Source organism: Pseudoalteromonas rubra (assembly GCF_000238295.3).
GTDB classification, from domain to species: domain Bacteria; phylum Pseudomonadota; class Gammaproteobacteria; order Enterobacterales; family Alteromonadaceae; genus Pseudoalteromonas; species Pseudoalteromonas rubra.
On sequence record NZ_AHCD03000004.1, the window covers coordinates 1 to 578 of the forward strand.

A 578-nucleotide genomic window follows, 5' to 3' on the forward strand; every position below is an offset into this window, starting at 1 on the left:
AGTTAAAGTGAGAACTCATCTCGAGGCTCGCTTCCCGCTTAGATGCTTTCAGCGGTTATCGATTCCGAACGTAGCTACCGGGCAATGCCATTGGCATGACAACCCGAACACCAGCGGTTCGTCCACTCCGGTCCTCTCGTACTAGGAGCAGCCCCTCTCAATTCTCAAACGCCCACGGCAGATAGGGACCGAACTGTCTCACGACGTTCTAAACCCAGCTCGCGTACCACTTTAAATGGCGAACAGCCATACCCTTGGGACCGACTTCAGCCCCAGGATGTGATGAGCCGACATCGAGGTGCCAAACACCGCCGTCGATATGAACTCTTGGGCGGTATCAGCCTGTTATCCCCGGAGTACCTTTTATCCGTTGAGCGATGGCCCTTCCATTCAGAACCACCGGATCACTATGACCTACTTTCGTACCTGCTCGACGTGTCTGTCTCGCAGTTAAGCTGGCTTCTACCATTACACTAACCGTACGATGTCCGACCGTACTTAGCCAACCTTCGTGCTCCTCCGTTACTCTTTGGGAGGAGACCGCCCCAGTCAAACTACCCACCAGGCACTGTCCTCAA

The 578-nt window shown here is 54.3% G+C and carries 1 rRNA gene; it reads right to left on the reverse strand.

Features of this window, described 5'->3' with window-relative positions:
- Positions 1-578, reverse strand: a 23S ribosomal RNA gene (locus PRUB_RS00025); the annotation flags it as partial.